19 protein-coding genes are annotated in these 19,135 nt (G+C 64.2%); 10 read left to right on the top strand and 9 right to left on the bottom strand.

The window, feature by feature from the left end; genetic code table 11:
• Positions 1-133: 133 nt before the first annotated feature.
• The 4 genes from ACSQ22_RS01455 to icd all read right to left on the bottom strand — a co-directional run bounded on the left by ACSQ22_RS01455 (position 134) and on the right by icd (position 7,557).
• Positions 134-3,751, bottom strand: a complete 3,618-nt coding sequence (locus tag ACSQ22_RS01455) for an EAL domain-containing protein (RefSeq protein ID WP_436129186.1) — start codon at positions 3,749-3,751, stop codon at positions 134-136.
• An 18-nt stretch (positions 3,752-3,769) separates the two neighbouring features.
• Positions 3,770-4,165 carry a response regulator gene (locus ACSQ22_RS01450; RefSeq protein ID WP_279091418.1) on the bottom strand — a complete coding sequence of 132 codons (396 nt, stop codon included), beginning with the start codon at positions 4,163-4,165 and terminating at the stop codon, positions 3,770-3,772.
• Complete coding sequence (locus ACSQ22_RS01445; RefSeq protein WP_218299801.1) at positions 4,162-6,015, bottom strand: PAS domain S-box protein; 1,854 nt, start codon at positions 6,013-6,015, stop codon at positions 4,162-4,164. The genes ACSQ22_RS01450 and ACSQ22_RS01445 overlap by 4 nt, the downstream gene beginning before the upstream one ends.
• A 282-nt stretch (positions 6,016-6,297) precedes the next feature.
• Positions 6,298-7,557, bottom strand: coding sequence for an NADP-dependent isocitrate dehydrogenase (gene icd, locus ACSQ22_RS01440; RefSeq protein ID WP_055396054.1), 1,260 nt, complete (start codon positions 7,555-7,557; stop codon positions 6,298-6,300).
• Between the two features lie 199 nt (positions 7,558-7,756).
• Here icd and ACSQ22_RS01435 point away from each other — a divergent pair, with 199 nt between their 5' ends.
• A complete protein-coding gene (locus ACSQ22_RS01435; protein WP_055396052.1) occupies positions 7,757-8,002 on the top strand; it encodes a hypothetical protein in 246 nt (81 codons plus the stop codon).
• A gap of 157 nt (positions 8,003-8,159) precedes the next feature.
• Positions 8,160-8,657, top strand: coding sequence for a DUF192 domain-containing protein (locus ACSQ22_RS01430; protein ID WP_055396050.1), 498 nt, complete (start codon positions 8,160-8,162; stop codon positions 8,655-8,657).
• A 283-nt stretch (positions 8,658-8,940) separates the two neighbouring features.
• Here the strand turns inward: ACSQ22_RS01430 and ACSQ22_RS01425 are convergent, their stop codons facing one another.
• Positions 8,941-9,522, bottom strand: a complete 582-nt coding sequence (locus ACSQ22_RS01425) for a superoxide dismutase (RefSeq protein ID WP_121506237.1) — start codon at positions 9,520-9,522, stop codon at positions 8,941-8,943.
• A gap of 210 nt (positions 9,523-9,732) precedes the next feature.
• Complete coding sequence (gene xseA / locus ACSQ22_RS01420) at positions 9,733-11,058, bottom strand: exodeoxyribonuclease VII large subunit (RefSeq protein ID WP_436129185.1); 1,326 nt, start codon at positions 11,056-11,058, stop codon at positions 9,733-9,735.
• A 352-nt stretch (positions 11,059-11,410) separates the two neighbouring features.
• Here xseA and ACSQ22_RS01415 point away from each other — a divergent pair, with 352 nt between their 5' ends.
• The 6 genes from ACSQ22_RS01415 to adk all read left to right on the top strand — a co-directional run bounded on the left by ACSQ22_RS01415 (position 11,411) and on the right by adk (position 15,636).
• Complete coding sequence (locus ACSQ22_RS01415; protein ID WP_055396044.1) at positions 11,411-12,055, top strand: MotA/TolQ/ExbB proton channel family protein; 645 nt, start codon at positions 11,411-11,413, stop codon at positions 12,053-12,055.
• Positions 12,056-12,161: 106 nt separating this feature from the next.
• Positions 12,162-12,596: an ExbD/TolR family protein gene (locus ACSQ22_RS01410; RefSeq protein WP_121420285.1), complete on the top strand. Its 435-nt coding sequence runs from the start codon at positions 12,162-12,164 to the stop codon at positions 12,594-12,596.
• Between the two features lie 5 nt (positions 12,597-12,601).
• Positions 12,602-13,666: a tetraacyldisaccharide 4'-kinase gene (gene lpxK, locus ACSQ22_RS01405; protein ID WP_436129184.1), complete on the top strand. Its 1,065-nt coding sequence runs from the start codon at positions 12,602-12,604 to the stop codon at positions 13,664-13,666.
• Between the two features lie 70 nt (positions 13,667-13,736).
• The gene (locus ACSQ22_RS01400) at positions 13,737-13,919 is read left to right on the top strand and encodes a Trm112 family protein (RefSeq protein ID WP_010458810.1); all 183 of its coding nucleotides are present in this window, start codon (positions 13,737-13,739) and stop codon (positions 13,917-13,919) included.
• On the top strand, positions 13,916-14,752 hold the full coding sequence (gene kdsB, locus ACSQ22_RS01395; RefSeq protein ID WP_436129183.1) for a 3-deoxy-manno-octulosonate cytidylyltransferase: 837 nt from the start codon (positions 13,916-13,918) through the stop codon (positions 14,750-14,752). The genes ACSQ22_RS01400 and kdsB overlap by 4 nt, the downstream gene beginning before the upstream one ends.
• A gap of 227 nt (positions 14,753-14,979) precedes the next feature.
• Entirely contained in the window at positions 14,980-15,636 is a 657-nt protein-coding gene (gene adk / locus ACSQ22_RS01390; protein ID WP_121420288.1) for an adenylate kinase, read from the top strand.
• Between the two features lie 122 nt (positions 15,637-15,758).
• On the opposite strand, the gene ACSQ22_RS01385 is transcribed toward adk, so the two are convergent.
• Genes ACSQ22_RS01385 through ACSQ22_RS01375 form a run of 3 tightly spaced genes read right to left on the bottom strand, consistent with a single transcriptional unit; the run spans position 15,759 to position 17,644 of the window.
• Entirely contained in the window at positions 15,759-16,229 is a 471-nt protein-coding gene (locus ACSQ22_RS01385; RefSeq protein ID WP_121420289.1) for a DUF6152 family protein, read from the bottom strand.
• A 24-nt stretch (positions 16,230-16,253) separates the two neighbouring features.
• Complete coding sequence (locus tag ACSQ22_RS01380) at positions 16,254-16,676, bottom strand: hypothetical protein (RefSeq protein WP_055396033.1); 423 nt, start codon at positions 16,674-16,676, stop codon at positions 16,254-16,256.
• A gap of 17 nt (positions 16,677-16,693) precedes the next feature.
• Positions 16,694-17,644: an asparaginase gene (locus ACSQ22_RS01375; RefSeq protein ID WP_436129182.1), complete on the bottom strand. Its 951-nt coding sequence runs from the start codon at positions 17,642-17,644 to the stop codon at positions 16,694-16,696.
• A gap of 89 nt (positions 17,645-17,733) precedes the next feature.
• On the opposite strand from ACSQ22_RS01375, the gene lexA reads away from it, so the two are divergent.
• Positions 17,734-18,408, top strand: a complete 675-nt coding sequence (gene lexA / locus ACSQ22_RS01370) for a transcriptional repressor LexA (RefSeq protein WP_121420291.1) — start codon at positions 17,734-17,736, stop codon at positions 18,406-18,408.
• A 161-nt stretch (positions 18,409-18,569) separates the two neighbouring features.
• Complete coding sequence (locus ACSQ22_RS01365; protein ID WP_436129181.1) at positions 18,570-19,070, top strand: hypothetical protein; 501 nt, start codon at positions 18,570-18,572, stop codon at positions 19,068-19,070.
• Positions 19,071-19,135: the final 65 nt, after the last annotated feature.

Below are 19,135 nucleotides of genomic sequence, written 5' to 3'. Positions count from 1 at the left end.
TCTATCAAGCACTAGAAGCTATCAAAACAATAGCTGTGCCTCCGCTGCGATTGCTCTGCATTGGGCGTAACGCCTCGCCAGTGCATCACCCGCCGCAGCCCCGGCGCACCGCCGATTTCTCGGATTCAGTGGACTAGGAAGCTAGGAAGCGGGCTTCAAACACCTCGGCGGCCACCGGCCTGCTGAGCAGGTAGCCCTGGATTTCGTCACAGCCCAGCAGCGCGAGCCGGCCGCATTGTTCGTCAGTTTCTACGCCTTCGGCAACCACCTTGAGCCCCAGCGAGTGCCCCATGTTGATGATGGCGGAGACCAGCGCCTGCCCTTGCGGTCCGGTGTCCATCCCCATGATGAAAGAGCGGTCGATCTTGAGGGTGTCAGCGGGCAGCGTGGCCAGGTAGCTCAGTGATGAGAACCCGGTGCCGAAGTCATCAATGGCAATCGTGATGCCCATCTCGCGCAGGGCGTGCAGGCTGCTACGGCTGTGCTCCACATCCTCCATGACCATGCTCTCGGTGATCTCCAGCTCCAGCCCGGCCCCTGCGGCCGGGTCAAACGCCAGCGCCTCGCGCACCTCGGCCACAAAGCTGCGGTGGCGCAGCTGCAGAAACGACACGTTGACCGCCACCCGCAGCGGCGCATGGCCGGCCTGCCGCCAGCGCTGGTTGTCTGCCAGTGCCTGCCCAAGCGCCCAGCGCCCCACGTCGTAGATAAGGCCGGTTTCCTCCAGGATGGGGATGAAAAGCCCCGGCGGCACCAAGCCACGCTCAGGGTCGTTCCAGCGGATCAGGGCCTCTGCGCCTGCCAGGGCGCCAGTGGACAGGCACCGCTTGGGCTGGTAGTGCAGAACAAACTGCCCGCGTTCCAGGGCATCGCGCAGGCGGCCTTCCATGCCCAGGGCCTCGGCCACGCGGGTATTCATCTCCGACATGTAGAACAGCAGGCTGTCTGCCGACGCCTTGGCCTTGTTGACGGCGGCCTCCGCATTGCGCAGCAGCGTTTCGGCATCAGCGCCATCCATGGGGTACAAGGCCACGCCAGCCTTGGCGGCCATGCGCAGCTCGGTGCCGCCCAGCGCAAAGGGTGTATCAAAACAGGCGCGCAGGAGGTAGTCCACCGCCATGGCCACCGCGCCCGCGTCGCGTGCGTCGGTCACAGCGATGCCGAAACTGTTGATGCCGATGCGTGCCACGTCGTACACATCGCGGCTGGCGTGCTGCAACCGCTGCGCGACCTGCTTGAGGAGTTCGTCGCCCATCTGCCGCCCCAGCGTGTCATTGACAAAGCGAAAGCGGCTGATATCCATCAGCGCAATACCCATCAGAGGCCGTGTGCCCTCACGCGGGCGCAGGTGCTGGCCGGTGCGCTCCAGAAAAAGGGTGCGGTTCGGCAGCCCGGTGATTTCGTCGTAATAGGCCAGGTAGCTCAGCCGGTCTTCCTTGTCGAGGTGGTCCAGTGCAAAACCGATGTCGCCGGACAACTCTGTCAGCAGCTTCATCTCGGCCTCGTCGAAGAAGCCCACCTCGTCTGCCAGCAGGGCCAGTGTGGCGGCGACCTCCTGGCCCACCAGGATGGGCAGTACCGCAATGCTGGCCACACCCCGCTGGCGCAGTTGATCGCGCAGCATCACGCGTGGGTCGCCGCTGATGTCGTCGCACAGCACGGCCTTGCGAGTGCGCACCACTGCGGCGGCGAGGCTTTCACCCGGTGTGGGAACGTCAAACAAACCCAGTCGGTCGCGGATGTTGTGCACAAAATCAGCCTCAACGCCCGACAGTCCCACCGGCACCACCTGCTGCGCCGCGCGGTCCACGCGGCCTATCCAGGCGATGCGGAAATGGCCGTGCTCCACCGCAATGCGGCAGGCCTCGCGGAACAGTTCCTCGCGGTCGCGCACCCGCACGATCAGGGTGTTGATGCCGCTGAGCATCGCGTACACGCGGTTCAGGCGCTTGATCTTGCGCTCGGCCTCACGGCGCTCGGTAATGTCTTCACCGAGCGCGGCCACGCCCGTCACCTGTCCGCCCACAGAGCGCAGCACGGTGTTGTTCCAGTGCACCAGGCGCCGCTCGCCCGAGCGGGTGAGGATCTCGTTGTCGTAGTGCCAGGCCGAAGGCCGGTCCGCCAGCACATCGGCAAACACGCTGCGCACATTGCCCATCTCAGGGGGCACAAACATGTCAAACCAGTTGCGGCCAGCGATCTCTTCACGCTCCCAGCCTGTCAGGCGCAGCAGGTAGTCGTTGCAATAGGTGATGCGCCCTTCGCAGTCGAGCATCAGCGAGATCATCTCGACCTTGTCGAGCATGTCATTGAAACGGCGGTCGCTTTCGTGCAGCTCTTCCTCGGCGCGTTTCTCCCGGGTGACATCCTGGATGGTGTTGAACCAGCGGCCCTGCTCGCCCCGGCCAGCCTCATCCTCCAAGGGCTCCATCACCTGGCGCAAATGCAGCAGTTCGCCATCTGCGCGCAACAGGCGGTAGGTGAAATCCAGGCGGGCGCCTTGCTGTGCGGCCTGCAGCGCATGCTGGCGGAACATGTCGCGGTCTTGCGGGTGTACCAGCGCCAGCCACTCGCGCGCGGACTTGGGCATGGCATCGGCCCCCAGCCCCAGCATATCGGGCAGCGTATCTAGCCAGCTCTCGAAAGCACCATCAGCACCGCTGATCACATGGGTGATTTTTGCCAGTGCCTGCGCCCTTCGCAGGCTGGCTTTGCTGGCGCGCAGCGCGTCCATGGCCCGCTGGCGTTCGAACACTTCCACCTGCAGTTGCTCGGCATGCTTCTGGATCTCGATATAAAGGCTGCCGTTTTCGTAGATACGACCCACCTGCGCGCCCAGGACGGCCAGGACTTTTTCATCGTCGGCCGTGAACGCATCTTCCCCCTGCTTGTTGGCCAGGCAGATCCAGCCATAGGAGAACGAGAGCGAAGTGATCGGCGCAATCAAGCCGGTGTGCAGTGGCGGGTAGCCTGCAGGCAGGCCGATATCGCTGGGTGCACCGCTTTCATTGACCAGCCGCTCAGAGCGGCGCGCAGCACGCAACTGCCCCAGAAGGCCGTGCGAGACCACGGGCAGGTCCAGCAGCCCGCTCAGCGCAGGCTCGATGCCGCTGGTGCACACGATGGAGGCGTCGCTTTGCTTGCGCACCACACACAGCACCGCATACTGCGCCCCCACCAGTTCGCGCGCGCCACGGCATACATTGGCCAGCAGCACCTGCGGGTCGCGCTCGGAGGCCAGTTGCAGGTTCAGGTCGGTCAGGGCCGCCAGGCGCCGGTTCATGGCCTCCAGCTCGGCGACGTTGCCCGTGAGCTTGTCCGTCATGAGCTGCAGGTGCCGGGTCTGAAAACTGTGCTCCATCGGGTGGAAGGGCTGCGGCGGCACCTGCGACAAGGCCTGCTCAATGGCCGAGGTGATGTCCTGTGGCTCGCAGGGCTTCACCAGCACCTGCGTCACCCCACAGGCCAGGGCCAGGTTGCGGGCCTCTTGCTCGCGGTAGTGCGCGCTGTAGAAGATCACCTGGGTTGCGGCGAGCTGGTGGTCTGTGCGCAGCTGGCGCACAAACTCGTACCCGTCCATGGTCGGCATCAGGATGTCGGAGATCACCAGATCGGGACGCTCGGCACGCACCAGGGCGAGGGCCTCGGCACCGTCTGCGGCCTCCAGGGCCTGGTGGCCACTGTGCCCGATGAGCGTGACCACCAGCGCACGGTTGGCCGGCAGGTCATCGACAACAAGGATCTTGGCCATGCGACCCGGGGTCCAACGTCAGGCTGCGCCCGGCGGCGCGTGGAATGCAGAACCCAGAAACGCCTCGACCTGGCTCACGAAGGTTTCGGGCGTGATGGGCTTGGACAGGTGCTCGTCAAAACCCACCTCAAGGGCCTTTTCGCGGTCACCTGGCATCGAAAAAGCGGTCACAGCCACCAGCGGCACCACACGCCACCCATGGTGCGAGCGCAGGCTTTGTGCCACCTCATAGCCATTCATCACCGGCATTTGCAGGTCGCACAGGATCAGGTCGGGCCCCTCGGCCAGCGCCAGCCCCAGGCCCAGGGCGCCGTTTTCGGCGGCCAGCACACGGTGGCCCGCTGCCTCCAGCAGGTAGGTGACGAGTTGCCGGCTGGCATCATCGTCTTCGATGACCAGGATGGTGGCTTTCATGCGCTGGTCTCCTGAAACTCCACAATGAACGTGCTGCCCTGCCCTTCGGCGCTCTCCAGCCCCACACTGCCCCCCAGCGCTTCGGCAAGCTTGCGGCTCAGGTGCAGGCCCAGGCCGGTGCCTTCGTGGTGACGCCGGTCGGCGCTTTCGACCCGGGAGAAGGCCTCGAAAAGCCGCGACTGCTCCTGCAGCGGAATGCCAGGCCCGGTGTCGCGCACCTGAACCTGCACGGTGCGCCCTTGGGCCGACGAGGTCTCCTCCAGTACCACATCCACACGCCCCTGCGGCGTGAACTTGATGGCATTGCCCACCAGATTGATCAGAATCTGGCTGAAGGCCCGGCGGTCAGTGTGCAACTGCACGGCCTGGGCGGGGGCATACACATTAAACACCAGGCCCTTGCGCACGGCTTCGGGCTCCAGCGTGGCGGCGACCTCCGCAACAATGCTGCGGCAGTCGAGCGGCTCCTTGTGGAGCGACACCTTGTTAGCGCTGAGCTTGGCCACATCGAGCAGGTCGTTGATGAGCGAAAGCAGGTGCCGCGCCCCAGTCTGCACGATGCGCAACTGCTTGTCCTGCTCCGGGTTGAGCGGCCCCGGCAGCTGCATGAGCAAGGTGCCCGTGAAACCGATGATGGCGTTCAGCGGGGTTCGCAGTTCGTGGGACATGCTGGCCAGGAAGCGGTCTTTGACCAAGGCGGCATTTTCAAGCTCCAGGTTCTTGTCGCGCAAGGCCCGCTCGATCCGCTTGCGCTCCGTCACATCGCGGATCGCGCTGGAGACAAACAGTCCTTCTTCCGTCTCCAGCGGGCTCAGGCTGATCTCGACTGGAAACTCGGAACCATCCTTGCGCAAACCATACAGATCAAGGCCAGCCCCCATGGAGCGGGAGCGTGGTTCGGCAAAAAAGCCGCGGCGGTGCTCAGGGTGCCGACCGCTGAAGCGTTCTGGCACCAGCAGCTCGATCTTCTGACCCAGAAGTTCGCTGCGGCTCCAGCCAAACAGTTTCACGGCCTGCGAGTTGACGAGCACGATGCGGCCGTCGCGGTCAACGATGACCATCGCGTCCGGCGCGGCTTCGAGCAGGTCCTTGAACTTCTGGTCGGCCCGCTTGCGGTCGGTGATGTCTCGGATCGCGCTCATCACCATCGCGCCTTCTTCGGTGTCGATCGGGCTCAGGCTGATCTCCACTGGAAACTCGCCACCATCCTTGCGCAGGCCATGCAGCTCCAGCCCCGCACCCATGGTGCGCGTGCGCGGCGCCCCAAAGAACCCGCTGCGGTGCCCCAGGTGCGCGCCCCGATAGCGGTGTGGTAACAGCACCTCCACAGCCTGCCCTAGCAATTCGGTCCTTTCATAGCCAAACACGCGCTCGGCCTGGGAGTTGACCAGGACGATGCGGCCTGTCACGTTGACCATCACGATCGCGTCGGGTGTGGATTCGAGCAGGTCACGGAACCGCGCCTCCAGCAGCTTGGCCTCGCGCTGGACCTTGAGCTGGGTGACATCCTTCTTGCTCGACAGAAAGTACAGCAGCTGGCCAGCTTCGTCGCGCACGGCCTTGGTGGACACGTTGACATGCACCAGCGATCCATCCTTGCGGCGGCGCACCGACTCGTGCACGGTGCTGCTCAGGCCCCGCAGGGCCTCGGCCCGGATCTCGTCTTCTTCGTGGGCCCGGTTCTCGGGAACAATGAGATCAATGAGGCGCCTGCCCTGAGCCTCTGCCGGTGCATAGCCAAAGATCGCTTCGGCAGCCGGGTTCCAGTTGAGCACCACCCCCTCAGGCGACAGCACCAGCAGCGCATCGGGGTTTTGCTCCCAATATGCGGCAGAAAAATCAGATGCCATGCAGAACTCCCTGTGGGGACCCATCCCTCTGCATCCCGTTGTTGTGTTTGTGTGCGACTGCGGATGCAAGCCCGTGCCATCGCCCGCGCGGGCCCATGGCTGGACCCATCTTAGGCGGGAAGCCTCCCGATTGCCAACTCTGAAATGCCACAGCCAGTTCCGCGCCGCCGACCATCGGGGCAGTTTGGCCCTGGGCGGAGCCCTGCAGCCGCCAGACGACAAAAAGCCCCTGCACCAACAAGGGAACAGGGGCTTGTGAAACGGCGCAAAAGCCGCGCTGGCTTACATGTGGTCGATCATGACCTGGCCAAAACCCGAGCAGCTCACCTGGGTGGCTCCGTCCATCAGGCGGGCAAAGTCGTAAGTCACCTTCTTGGAGGCTATCGACTTCTCCAGCGAACTGATGATCAGGTTGGCGGCCTCGATCCAACCCATGTGGCGCAGCATCATCTCGGCCGACAGGATCTCGGAGCCGGGGTTCACATAGTCCTTGCCTGCATATTTGGGGGCCGTGCCGTGGGTGGCTTCAAAACAGGCCACCGAGTCGGACATGTTGGCGCCGGGCGCAATGCCGATCCCGCCCACCTGGGCTGCGAGCGCATCGGAGATGTAATCGCCATTGAGGTTGAGCGTGGCCACCACCGAATACTCGGCCGGGCGCAGCAGGATCTGCTGCAGGAAGGCATCGGCGATGCTGTCCTTGATGGTGATGTCCTTGCCCGTCTTGGGGTTCTTGAGCTTGCACCACGGGCCGCCGTCGATCAGCTCGGCACCGAACTCTTTTTGCGCCAGGGCGTACGCCCAGTCGCGGAAGCCACCTTCGGTGTACTTCATGATGTTGCCCTTGTGGACGATGGTCACGCTGGGCTTGTCGTTGTCGATGGCGTACTGGATGGCCTTGCGCACCAGGCGTTCGGTGCCCTCGATGGAGACGGGCTTGACGCCGATGCCCGAGGTGTTGGGAAAGCGGATTTTCTTCACGCCCATCTCGTCCTGCAGGAACTTGATGAGCTTCTTGGCCTTGTCCGACTCGGCTTCGAACTCGATACCGGCATAGATGTCCTCCGAGTTCTCGCGGAAGATCACCATGTTGGTCTTTTCGGGCTCTTTCAGCGGCGAAGGCACGCCCTTGAAATACTGCACGGGGCGCAGGCAGACATACAGATCCAGCTCCTGGCGCAGTGCCACGTTCAGCGAACGGATGCCGCCACCCACGGGCGTAGTCAGCGGGCCTTTGATCGACACCACGTACTCGCGCAACACCTGCAGGGTTTCTTCGGGCAGCCACACATCAGGGCCGTAGACCTTGGTGGATTTCTCGCCCGCATACACCTCCATCCAGTGGATCTTCTTCTTGCCGCCATAGGCCTTGGCCACCGCAGCGTCCACCACCTTGATCATCACCGGCGTGATGTCGAGCCCCGTGCCATCGCCTTCAATGAAGGGAATGATGGGCTGGTCCGGCACATTCAGCGACATGTCGGCATTGACCGTGATTTTCTGGCCTTCGGCAGGCACCTTGATGTGCTGGTAGCTGGTCATGGAAGGGGTGTCTCCTGTGGAAGCTGAAGCAGATTCAGCAGATGGGGCAAAGCGCTCGGTAGCCAGTCAATTCTAATGACAATTTTTTGGGCAAAGTCCCTGCCAGCCTGCGCGCCGCTGCTATCGTTGCGGGCGAAGCCGTGCAGGTTTGCGCGGCTTCAGATCCTCTCTTTCAACCCCTTCACTGGAAACGGCATATATGAAAAAACTCCTCGCTGTCCTGGTGGCTGGTCTGTTGGGTGCAAGTGCTTTTGCACAGGCGCCTGCAGCCGCTCCGGCCCCCGCCCCTGCAGCCCCAGCGCCCATGGCTGCACCCGCTGCACCTGTAGCTGCTGCCCCGGCACCCGTCGCCAAAACCAAGGCAAAGGCCAAGGCCACCAAAACGGCCAAAAAGAAAACCACCAAGAAGGTCGCCAAGAAAAAGACCACCCACAAGGCAGCCTGACGCTGGCATGCAGCACCCTTCGCGGGGTCATGCACATTGCTTCAAAATCGCCCGCTACTGCGGGCGTTTTCTTTTTCCGTTCTTTTCCCCCTTCTTTTGCCCGCCGGTTCGGCGCCCCTTGTGCGGACGCTGCCCCCCTGTCCAGAAAGCCTTGCCCATGACCGCTTTTGCACTTGCCTTGCCTTTTTCCGCTGCCACACGGCGCACCGTGGCCGCCGCGCTGTTGACCGCTGCTGCGGGACTGCCGTTCACCACGGCACAGGCCCAGGACGGCCCCCAGCTGAATTTGCAGCGTGTGGAACTGACCGCAGGCATGCACCGCATTGACGCCCAGGTGGCCGCCACGCCCCAGGAGCGCCAGACCGGCCTGATGCATCGCAAGGAGATGCCCCAGCACGAGGGCATGCTGTTTGTGTTTGAACAACCCGCGCAGCAGTGCTTCTGGATGAAGAACACGCTGCTGCCGCTCACGGCAGCGTTTGTGGATGACGACGGCACCATCGTGAACCTGGCCGACATGAAGCCCCAGACGCTGGATTCGCACTGTTCGGCAAAACCGGTGCGCTACGTGTTGGAGATGAACCAGGGATGGTTTGCCAAGAAAAACATCAAGGCAGGCGCCAAGCTGGGTGGAGCGCTTTTCAGCCGCAAGTGACGCAGGACCACCCAGCGACTTGCGCAGATCGGGATGCCACAGCCCCATAGGCCTTGGCCCTGGGCCCTGCCGCTTGCCCGAGCGCTGTCTTGCCGACATCGCACTCCCAGGATCCGGGAGTGCAAATTACTATCATTTATATAGCTACCAGCGCTTATCCAGCAAGCGCCAGATGCCAAAAACGCCTCAAAGTCCCCAACAAAAAACGGCCCGAAGGCCGTTTTTTGTTGCCCGCAGACCTCAGTCCGTCAGGACAGATCACTCGCGGGGCGCGGATCGCGCATCAGGCGAAGTTGGCTTCGGCAAACTTCCAGTTCACCAGCTTGTCGAGGAAGGTCTCAACGAACTTGGGACGCATGTTGCGGTAGTCGATGTAGTACGCGTGTTCCCAGACGTCCACGGTGAGCAGCGCCTTGTCGGCGGTGGTCAGCGGCGTGCCGGCGGCGCCGGTGTTGACGATGTCCACGCTGCCATCGGCCTTCTTCACCAGCCAGGTCCAGCCCGAACCGAAGTTGCCCACGGCAGACTTCACAAACGCTTCCTTGAAGGCTGCGTAGCTGCCCCACTTGGCGGTGATGGCTGCAGCCAGTGCACCAGAAGGCTCACCGCCGCCCTGGGGAGCCATGCAGTTCCAGAAGAAGGTGTGGTTCCAGATTTGCGCTGCATTGTTGTAGATGCCGCCGCTCGACTTCTTGACGATCTCTTCGAGCGTCATGGCTTCGAACTCGGTGCCCTTTTGCAGGTTGTTCAGGTTCACCACATAGGCGTTGTGGTGCTTGCCATGGTGGTACTCCAGGGTTTCCTGGCTGTAGTGCGGAGCCAGGGCATCGATGGCGTAGGGCAGCGGGGGAAGGGTATGTTCCATGGTGGTGTTTCCTTGTGGTTTGAAATTCCGGGATGCCATCTGCAACGCTTTTCTTTCCTGAGCAATGCAGTCGGACACAGCGCGAAGGGGGCATTGTAGGAACATCAGGTGACCTGTGCAGCGTGAGGCCACCCAGATCCGGTCTGCAGCACCACAAACCGCTGCTGTCCTACAGAAGCGCGCCTTCTACCGCGCCGCGACATCACCCCGTTACAGCAGTCGCGGCTGGGCCACCGTCACGTCCACCACGCCATCGGCCAGTGTGGCGCGCAGGGCATCGCCGGGATGGGCACGCCGCACGCTGGTCACGGCTTGGCCCTCGGTGTCGGTGAGCAGCGCGTAGCCGCGCTGCAGCACCAGGCGCGGGTCGAGCAGCTCCAGCCGCAAGGCCGCGCGGTCGAGCCGCTCGGCCTGCTGCACCAGGCGCCGTTGCATTTTTTGAGGGAAATCGGCCTCCAGCGCTTTCTGGGATTGCGCAAGCCGCTGCAATTTTAATAGCACTCCATGGCGCATGCGCTGGGCCAGGCGTGCCAGCTGCATCTGCTCACGCGCCACCAGGCCCGACGGGCGGCCCAGCCGCGCCGCTGCCTGGTCCAGCCGCTGGTGCCGGGTGTCGAGCTGGCGCTGCACGCCGTCGCTGATGCGCCCAGCCAGCAGCCCGAGCGCCCCCAGCCACACATCGCGCGGCTGGGCCACCAGCTCGGCGGCGGCGGTGGGCGTGGGGGCGCGCAGGTCGGCGCAGAAGTCGGCGATGGTGAAGTCGGTCTCGTGCCCCACCCCGCTGATGAGCGGCACCGGGCTTCGCACGATGGTCCGGGCCAGTTGTTCGTCGTTGAAGGCCCAGAGGTCTTCGATGGAACCGCCCCCGCGCACCAGCAAGATCACGTCAATGGGCGGATTTTTGGTCAAATCAGCCCCTGACGCCTGTCCCGCTTGCACAAGCAGATACAGTTTTGATAGCGCCGCAACCAGCGAAGCAGGTGCTGCGGCGCCCTGCACCTGCGCAGGCACCAGCACCACCGGTATGTGCGGCACGCGACGGCGCAGCGCCGTGACCACATCGTGAAGGGCCGCAGCCCCGGTGGACGTGACAAGGCCAATGCCACGCGGCTGCAAAGGCAGCGGGCGCTTGCGGGCGCTGTCGAACAAGCCTTCCGTTTCGAGCTGCGCCTTCAGGCGCAGGAACTGCTCGAACAACGCGCCCTGCCCGGCCCGCTGCATGCTTTCCACAATGAACTGCAGATCGCCCCGCGCCTCGTACACCGAAAGGCGCCCGCGCACTTCCACCAATTCGCCATCGCGCGGCGAAAAGTCAAGCAGGCTGGCGGCGCGGCGGAACATGGCGCAGCGCAACTGGCCGTTCGCGTCTTTGACCGAGAAGTAGCAATGTCCGCTGGATGCGCGCGAGAAGCCCGTGATCTCGCCGCGCACCGCGACAGGATTGAAGCGCGCCTCCAGAGCATCAGCAATGGCGCGGCATAGCGCGCCAACTTCCCAGACGCGCGGCGCCGCTGCGGGGCTGGGGCGCTCAAACATGAGAAACGGCGGGCGTTTGCGCCGCGCGCACCGCGCAAGTACTCCACAGAATCTGGCCAGCGGCAGTTACCACAGCCACATAACTAAAAACCGCCCGCAAAACACCAGTGCACGTACAAGTTATTGATTTATATAGCTTTTTCATTGCGCAATTTTTCATCAATCTGTTGCAAGCACGGCGTGGCGCCACTTTGCGTGGCCTGGAACAGTGGTTGCCCACAAAGTTATCCACAGATTTTGTGGGTGAGCAGATGGGGCGACGGGGTGCACAGCAACGTAACGGTTTGTGACGAGGTGGGCCCTGCAAGCTGGGCCATAATCACCGATTGCTTTCATCTGCGCGGAGAGAGATTTGCTGTCCATCATACAAGCCGCAGGCTGGCCCATCTGGCCCCTGATTGCGTGTTCCGTCCTGGGAATGGCGCTGATTTTTGAACGGTTCGTGGCCCTCAAGACGGCCCGTGTCGCCCCCCCGAAATTGCTCGATGAAGCCATCACGGTCTCGTCCAAGGCCGTGCCCACTCCCGACGTGGTGAACCAGTTGGCGCAAAACTCCGCCCTGGGCGAAGTGCTGGCCAGCGGCCTGCGCACCCTCAACAGCAACCCCCAGTGCAGCGAGACCGACCTGCGTGCCGCCATGGAAGGCGCGGGGCGCGCCGTGGCGCACCGGCTGGAAAAATACCTGTCGGCACTGGCCACCATCGCTTCGGCCGCGCCCTTGCTGGGCCTGCTGGGCACGGTGATCGGCATGATCGAGATCTTTGGCTCGCAGGCCGGCAGCGGTGGCGTGGGCCAGGCCATGGGTGGCGGCAACCCGGCGCAGCTGGCGCATGGCATCTCGATCGCGCTCTACAACACGGCTTTTGGCCTCATCGTGGCCATCCCGGCGCTGATCTTCTGGCGCTACTTCCGCGCCCGGGTGGATGCCTATCTGCTCACCTTGGAGTTGGCTTCGGAACAATTTGTGCGCCACATCCTGCGTTTGCGGAAGAAATGACGCCCCCACGGTCCGCCCGCTGCGCGTGGCTCCCTGCCCCCCAAGGGGGCCGCGTTTTGCCTTGGGGCGGCCCGGCGGCAAAACCTCAGCCTGAAAGGCTTCGCCAATGAACTTCCGTCCCCGCGCCAAGGAAGAGCCGGAGATCAACCTGATCCCGTTCATCGACGTGCTGCTGGTGATCCTCATCTTTCTGATGCTGACCACCACCTACAGCAAGTTCACCGAGCTGCAGCTCACGCTGCCCGTCGCCGATGCCGAGCAGCAACGCGACCACCCCAAGGAAGTCATCGTGTCCGTGGCCGCCGACGGGCGCTACGCCGTCAACAAGACGGGCGTGGACGGCAAAAGCGTGGACGCGATCGCGCAGGCCTTGCGCAGTGCCGCCACAGCGGGCACGGGCAGTGTGGTCATCATCAGTGCCGATGCGATGGCGCCGCACCAGTCCGTGGTTTCGGTGATGGAGGCAGCGCGCCGCGTGGGCCTCACGCAGATCACGTTTGCCACGCAGTCATCGGCTGCGGCGCGCAGCCCCAGCCGCTGACACGCATGGCTGCCCCCGGGCTGCAGCCGCCCTCGCCCAGCGCCCTCGCATTGCGGGGCGCAGCCCTCCCCCCACCCGCCTCCGGGCTCCAGAAAATCTGGCAGACACGCGGCCCGCTCGCCTGGGTGCTGTGGCCAGTCTCCCAGGTGTACCGCACGCTGGTCGGTATGCGGCGCGGGCTTTACCGCATCGGCATGCTGAAGGCGGAACACCCCGGCCGCCCCGTCATCGTCGTGGGCAACGTGATTGCCGGAGGCGCTGGCAAAACCCCCGTGGTCATTGCCCTTGTCCAGCACCTGCAAGGCCTGGGCCTGCGCCCCGGCGTGGTTTCGCGCGGTTACGGCCGCAGCACCACCGACTGCCGCGAGGTGACGCCCGACAGCCCCGCCCATGAGGTGGGCGATGAACCCGCCCTTGTCGCGCGCAACTGCCGGGTGCCCGTGTTTGTGGCGCCTCGCCGCATCACCGCCGCCCGCGCCCTGCGGGCTGCTTACCCGGACACCGACGTGATCGTTTGCGACGATGGCCTGCAGCACCTGGCCTTGGCGCGCGATCTGGAGGTCTGCATCTTCAACGAACAGGGCGTGGGCAACGGTTTCCTGCTGCCAGCGGGGCCCCTGCGTGAGCCCTGGCCACGCGCGGTGGATTTTGTGTTGCATGCAGGGACTCTGCCGCCTGGAAGCGACCCCGCGCATGCCTATGGCCTGCAACGCCGACTGGGCCCCTATGCCTTGCGTGCGGACGGCACCCGGGTGCCGCTGTCGGACCTGCAAGGCCAGCCGCTGCATGCCGTGGCGGCCGTGGCACGCCCCGAAATGTTCTTTGCCATGCTGCAGGCTGAGGCGCTGCAGCTGGCACACACGGAAGCCTTACCAGATCACTATGATTTTGATAGCTGGAACCGCTCACCTGACAAGCGCCACCCGCTAATTTGCACCGAAAAAGACGCTGTCAAGCTCTGGCAACACCACCCGGACGCGCTGGCCGTGCCCCTGCAATTGCACATCGACCCGGCCTTTTTCGCAGCGCTGGATGTGCGCCTGCTGGCCTTGGGCGTCCACAGGCATTAACGATTCACCGCCCGGGCCGCCGCTATCATCCTTGCCTGCCCGAACGAACCTCCTGGAAAGCGTTGTCACCATGGATCCCAAACTGCTTGAACTGCTGGTCTGCCCCGTCACCAAAGGCCCGCTGACCTACGACCGCGATGCCCAGGAACTGGTCTCCCGCAGCGCTCGCCTGGCCTATCCGGTGCGGGACGGCATCCCGGTGCTGCTCGAAAACGAAGCCCGCACGCTCACCGACGAGGAACTGGAGCAGTGAGCGCAGCAACGGATCCCGGCACGCCAGGCGCTCCGACCGCGAGCGGTCGCTTCACGGTGCTGATCCCAGCGCGCATGGCATCCAGCCGCTTGCCCGACAAACCCCTGGCCGATATCGCGGGCCTGCCCATGGTGGTGCGCGTGGCCCAGCGTGCCGCCCAAAGTGCAGCAGCCCGCGTGGTGGTGGCAGCCGATGACCCTCGCATCCTGCAGGCCTGCGCCGCCCATGGCGTACAAGCGATACTGACCCGCGCCGACCACCCCAGCGGCAGCGACCGCCTGGCCGAAGCCTGTACCCAACTGGGCCTGGACGGGGACGACGTGGTCGTCAACGTGCAAGGCGATGAACCCTTGATAGACCCCGGCCTCATCGACGCTGTGGCAGCCCTCCTGCCCACCCGGACGGAGGCCAGCATGGGCACCGCAGCCCACGCGATTGCGTCACTGGCCGACTACACCAACCCCAACGTGGTGAAAGTGGTGCTGGACGCGCGTGGCCTGGCCCACTACTTCAGCCGCGCGCCCATCCCTTTTGCGCGGGACCATATGGGATTGGCCTGGTGGCAAGGTGCCGCCGAGGCGGCGGCACCCGGTGCAGCAGCCCTGGCGGGGTTCGCGCCACTGCGGCATGTGGGCATCTACAGCTATCGTGCGGGCTTTCTGCGCCAATTTCCTGCCCTGACACCCGCCCCCACCGAGGCGGTGGAAGCGCTGGAGCAACTGCGCGCGCTGTGGCACGGCCACCGCATTGCGGTTCACCTGGCCAAAGCGGCCCCTGGCCCGGGCGTGGATACGCCCGAAGACCTGGAACGGGTTCGCCGCCTTTTCCGATGAGGAGCGGGCCGGTGGCGCGCGCCGCGCCGGTCCGCCGAATGCCCCGGCTATCCACCCTGCGACACCCCTGCCCAACCCGGTGCAGCATGTAAGTCAGCGCAAGGGAGTCGCATGCTATCCTCGACCGCAACGAGAGCACCGCATCCCGGGCGCACAGAACGGCTTCAGGCGCCCTTCGAACGTCCCCGCCAGCGGCGCCAACCGATTTCTAACCTTCGAGGACTTCCATGAGACTGATTTTGTTGGGCGCGCCTGGCGCCGGAAAGGGCACGCAAGCCACGTTCATCTGCCAGAAGTACGGCATCCCCCAGATCTCCACCGGCGACATGCTGCGCGCAGCCGTCAAGGCCGGCACCCCTCTGGGCCTGCAGGCCAAGGCGGTGATGGATTCGGGCGCCCTGGTCAGCGACGACATCATCATCGGTCTCGTCAAGGAGCGCATCACGCAAGCAGACTGCGCCAACGGTTTCCTGTTCGACGGCTTCCCCCGCACCATTCCCCAGGCCGATGCCATGAAGGCAGCGGGCGTCAAGCTCGACTACGTGCTCGAAATCGATGTGCCTTTTGACGCCATCATCGAACGCATGAGCGGCCGCCGCTCGCACCCTGCCAGCGGCCGCACCTACCATGTCAAGTTCAACCCGCCCAAGGTGGAAGGCAAGGACGACGTGACGGGCGAAGAGCTGATCCAGCGCGAAGACGACAAGGAAGAAACCGTCAAGAAGCGCCTGCAGGTCTACAGCGACCAGACGCGCCCCCTGGTGGACTATTACAGCAATTGGGCCCAGGCCGAACCCGAGCTGGCTCCCAAGTACCGCGCCATCAGCGGCACGGGCAGCGTGGACGAGATCACGGCACGCGCACTGCAGGCACTGGCCAGTTAAGGCTCGGGGCTATCGCCCCTTGCAACCAGCGACGCCATGGCAGCAGGGCGTCGCTTTTTTTATGCGGTGCAGGGAACAGTTTCAGGTCTTTCGCATGGCTATCCCCGGGCCATACCGATGGCTCAGGCTGGGCTGGAGCGTAAGCCGTAGGCTTTGCCATCCACAAACAGGTATTCCGCCCGCAGCACCGCGTCGCCCTTCTCTTCGCGCAGGGTAAAGCCCACCACCGATACCGCAGTGCCGGGTTTGATCTCCTGCACCTGCCAGGCCTGCATGCGGGTCAGGGGCGCCAGCTCCACCTCCCAGCGGCGGTCTTTGCGGGTAGGCAAAACCGTCTTGGCCAGCAAGGCCTTGCCATCCACGGGGGACGCCTGCGCAGGCACCGCACGCTGGGCCAGATCCGCAGGCAGCTTCAGCTCGGCAGGTGTCTCCAGCTCCAGCTCGGCGTGTGGATTCTGCCAGCGCACTTTGCGCACGGTGCCTTCCAGGTAGATGGGACGGTCGGGGTCAAAACTGCTCCACCCATGGTGGGCACGCGCGCCCCAGGGAATGGCCGTGGCGGCCAGGAGCACGTGGCGGCGTTGCAGGCTCATCGGTTCTCTCCTTGTCATGTCTGATCAGAGGTAAGCAATCCAGCGGCCACACACCACCACAGCCAGCCAGATCACGGTGGAACCCAGCATCTGTACCCGCGCCAGAGCATCCAGGCGAGCCAGGGAACCTCGCCCATGGAACCACGCGGCGTTGCAACCTGCAAGCATTAACAGCAGCATCTTCAAGGTGAATGCGCGGCTGGCGAGCAGTTCGGCAGGCTGTGTGGCAAACATCAAGAGGCCCGACGCCGCCGCCAGGCCAAAACCACACAACGCCAGCGACAGGCTGAGCCGCGCCAAGTCCTTGACGGGCAGCGCCGCCCCACGGCCAAACACCCGCAACTCCAGCAAGACCAAATTGCCCAGCAGCAAGGCAATGCCCACGATGTGCACCACCTCCAGCGCGGGGTAGGCCCACGCATGGGACTTAAGGGCTGCAAAAAACATCGGAGCGGCCTTGTTGCTCAGTGCAGCAGTTCGAGCATCAGCGAGATCCTGGCCTTCAAGGGGGATAGCCCCTGGGAGTCCGGTAATGCGTCCCCCGGCTTGGGCAGCACCTGCCCCTCGGAGCAGCGCGTGGACCGCACCACGCGCACACCCGCCTCCTGGGCACGCAGCAATGCGGCCTCCAGAGCATGGTGGATGGTGCCATTGCCCGTGCAGGCCACCACCAGCCCCTGGACCCCATCTCGCACCAGTGCGTCCACCATGGTTCCCGATGCGCCAGCGTGGCTGATGACCACTTCCACGCGAGGCCAGGCTGCGGCATTCACTACATTTTCAATAGCATTCAATGCTGGAACACCAGGCGCCAGGGGCCAATCCTGCACAAGGCGGACAGCCCCCTCCTCCACCCAACCCAAAGGCCCGGCCTCGCCCGAGTTGAACGCATTCACCCGGTAGGGGTGCACCTTCTGAACCTGCCGTGCCCCATGAATTTCGCCAGCGGCGACCGCCAGCACACCCCGTGCGCCGGGCGTGACCGCCACAGCAACAGCATCCAGAAGATTCTGAGGCCCATCGGGCGTGAGCGCCGTGGCCGGGCGCATGGCACAGGTCAGCACCACGGGTTTCGCGCGGGTGTCCAGCACTTCGTGCAGAAACCACGCCGTCTCTTCCAGCGTGTCGGTTCCGTGGGTAATGACTACACCACGCACCTCGGGATCTTCCAGGTGGTGCGCACAGCGCAGCGCCAGCGCCTGCCACACCTGGCCATCCATGTCCTTGCTGTCGATCTGGGCCACCTGCTCCGCCACCAGCACGCCCCGCGCGGCCTGCTGCAATCCGGGAACAGCTGCAAGCAGCTGCCCGACCCCTACCTGCGCAGCGGTGTAGCCGATGTTGTCGCCAGCCTGCGCGGACGTGCCTGCAATGGTCCCTCCGGTGCCCAAAACCAAAATTTTTTGCCCACTCACTTGCGTACTCCGAAAAACTGGTGAAAAATACAGTTACTGGATTAAAAAACAGTTGTCCATCACTGTAGCCGCCTCCACCGGAAACCACCATGCTCGACAACCCGAAACTCACTGCCCGCCAGCAACAAATTCTGGATCTCATCCAGACGGCCATTACACGCACCGGGGCGCCGCCCACCCGTGCAGAGATCGCTGCCGAACTGGGATTCAAGTCGGCCAACGCGGCAGAAGAACATCTCCAGGCGCTGGCGCGCAAAGGCGTGATCGAGCTGGTCAGTGGCACATCCCGTGGCATCCGGTTGCGCGGTGACACCGTGCGCTCCATCAATGCAGCGCGCGGCAACCAGTTCAGCCTGCCGATTCCCGGACTCTCACAACTGGTGCTACCCCTGGTGGGACGTGTGGCGGCAGGGTCGCCCATTCTCGCGCAGGAACACGTTGACCAAACCTACAGTGTGGAAAACAGTCTGTTCCATCACAAGCCCGATTACCTGCTCAAAGTGCGCGGTATGTCGATGCGCGATGCCGGAATCATGGATGGCGATCTGCTGGCTGTGCAGTCCACCCGCGAAGCCCGCAACGGCCAGATCATCGTGGCCCGCCTGGGAGACGATGTGACGGTCAAGCGCCTGCGCCGTACTGCGACCGCCATCGAACTGCTGCCCGAGAACCCGGATTACCCGGTCATCGTGGTGCAGCCCGGCGAACCCTTTGAGATTGAAGGGCTCGCCGTCGGCCTCATCCGCAACACCATGCTGATGTAGCCACACCGCTCCATCGCATTCACTCATGAATTAGTTCGTTAGCTGCCGCACTGCAGGTGGCGGGCGTTTGGCGCACTGGTAAAACCGGTACGCCAGCCCTGCGGTGCCGGTTTATTTTGCAATCCTGCCTATGTCCAACCCCCGACCTTCGGAGTTTTCACATGGGAATTGCCTTGACCACCTTTTCTGCGCTCTCCGGGACTCTGCGTACCCTGACCCACTGGCTCCACACCTTCAAGGAGCCGTCTGCAGCAGACCTGCCTGCGCCCCGCCCCCATCCCGATGACACGGCCCCGGGCCGCAGGAGCGGATCAGCAGGCACTGACAAGCCCCGCCGTCCATCCAACATCCCCAGCCAACGTCCACCGCGAGGCAACTGGCCCTTTACGGTCAGCCCGCAGACACCACCCACCTGTGCCACCACACGGTTTGTGGCCACCAATACCGATGCCCGGGCGTTCATACCGTCGCCAGCCGCTACCCGCGTTGCCTGTGGATCATCCAGATTGGCAGACGGCTCAGGCGGCAGGGCTGCCAAGGTCCTGCGCAGGGTCCCCACATCGGGCGGCTCAGGCCGACTGGTGATCGCTGGCCGCATGGCCGATGTGTGCGCCGAGCTAGACCGCCTGGCTGCATCCGAGGCGGCGCTGCAAGCCTGTTGAGCCCAAGGCATGCACCACCCAGCGATCCATTGACTGCTTTGCATATGGAGGGTGCTGCCTGATCG

The organism is Acidovorax sp. LjRoot38, from assembly GCF_964252975.1.
In the GTDB taxonomy this organism is placed as follows: Bacteria; Pseudomonadota; Gammaproteobacteria; order Burkholderiales; family Burkholderiaceae_C; genus Acidovorax; species Acidovorax facilis.
Note: the sequence above shows the minus strand (reverse complement) of the source record. Positions and strands in the feature narration are given on the sequence as shown.